The organism is Nitrospira sp. BLG_2 (assembly GCF_049222245.1).
In genome coordinates this window covers 1-1549 of record NZ_JBLYIG010000438.1, presented here as the reverse complement: position 1 = coordinate 1549, position 1549 = coordinate 1, and the positions used below count along the sequence as shown (strand labels likewise).

Sequence of the window (1549 nt, the reverse complement as noted above, 5' to 3'; positions counted from 1 at the left end):
ACGTATCACTCCTGCAAGCCAGTGATAGTCAGAACCACATTGCTCAATCACTCGATAGCCGAACTCTGGATGTTGCTCGATCACGGTTCGCTCTTCCTGAGTCAACCGGCCATTCTTGGTGATCAGCGTATGTGGCACTGCAAATAAACCGATATCATGAACCAGCCCCGCGAATGCCAATCGCTGCAGCTCTTCACCGTAATACCCGAGCCCCATCCCGACCTTCGTTCCCAAAATGGCCACATTGATCAAGTTCGTAATTAACGGCGCTCCTGTCCGTCCGGACAAGGCTTCGACGACAAGTTCATCATTCCGCTGTAAGGATGCGACCAGATTTGCTGCAAGCCGCTCAAGCGAAGGCAGTGTGAAAGGATGACAACCTTGCACGGCAACCGCCGTCTCGCTCAGAGCCTGTTCTGCCTGATGGTACCACTCGCTCACGAGAACGCCCCCGCTCCGCTGGCATCGTGTGCACGCACCATGCTTCCTGCAACCCGTTCAACCAACGTTCGCCTAACTCGACGCATCTCCGCGACACTCCCAAAGTAGAGGCACAAATCGCACAGCGAGTTAATCAAACGACAGACTCCGCCAGTCTGTTGAAAAATTGAGGATATCGCGCCAGACGAAAATATTGGCTGCGTACAGCCTACGGCGGCCAGTCGAGCCACGATGTACGCTTTTGTTTCTGCACGGTCGAATCGTTCAATATGGTGGCAAACGGCCACACGCTGTGCGAGTTGGGGAATATGCGCGATACGATCACGCAGTTCCGGTTGACCTACCAGCACCAGTGTGATGAGAAACCGGTCGTTCAACTGGAAATTGCTGAGGAGCCGCAGCTCTTCAAATAAGCGGTCGTGCTCAATCGCCTGTGCCTCATCCACCACGACGACGGTGTCTACACCTTGATGATAGTTGGCAAGCAGCTGGTCGTTTAATCGGCGTAGCTGCTCGACCCTGGTTCCGCCTGGGTCCAAGCCGAGCTGGAATAAAATCTCGCCGAGGAGTTCGTTCTCCGTGACGGTCGGGTTGGATAAGAGGCCGATTTCATACTGAGCCCGAGGAAGCTTCCAAATGACTGCACGACTCATGAGGGTCTTTCCACTTCCGATCTCGCCGGTCAACATCACGATTCCTTTACGGGCCTGAATCCCGTATAGCATGCATGCCATAGCTGCTTCGTGTTTCACGGATGGCACATAGAATTTTGGGTCCGGCACGTTTTCAAATGGGCGCCCTTGTAAGCGCCAGTATGGCTCGTACTTTGAACCCTGAACGACAGACATCTCGCTCGCAGCTTTACCGAGAAACACCGTTCCACCTTATTCTTTTCACACACACGGCCCCTGGAAGGATCGGCACACAATTCATCTTGTCAAGACACTTTGTATGGCTGCGCGCTCTGTTTGTCCGCGTTGCACCCATTCCTCAAGACTGTTGACAGTTTGAACCAGACGCGAATGGACTGCCGCGTATCGATTGGTCCCGACCCCCACCCGTTGCTCCATCACGATTGTCAGGAAGCTATAAAACCCCATAAAAAACA

The 1549-nt window shown here is 53.6% G+C and carries 2 protein-coding genes; both read right to left on the bottom strand.

All coding sequences use genetic code 11. The annotated features are described in order from the left end of the window. The coding region (locus ACOSYY_RS12025) for an HD-GYP domain-containing protein (protein ID WP_421662634.1) at window positions 1-441 on the bottom strand (441 nt) is incomplete at its 3' end. Continuing rightward, the gene (locus ACOSYY_RS12020) at window positions 438-1316 is read right to left on the bottom strand and encodes an ExeA family protein (protein WP_421662633.1); all 879 of its coding nucleotides are present in this window, start codon (window positions 1314-1316) and stop codon (window positions 438-440) included. The genes ACOSYY_RS12020 and ACOSYY_RS12025, both read right to left, overlap by 4 nt. Between the last annotated feature and the right edge of the window lie 233 nt (window positions 1317-1549).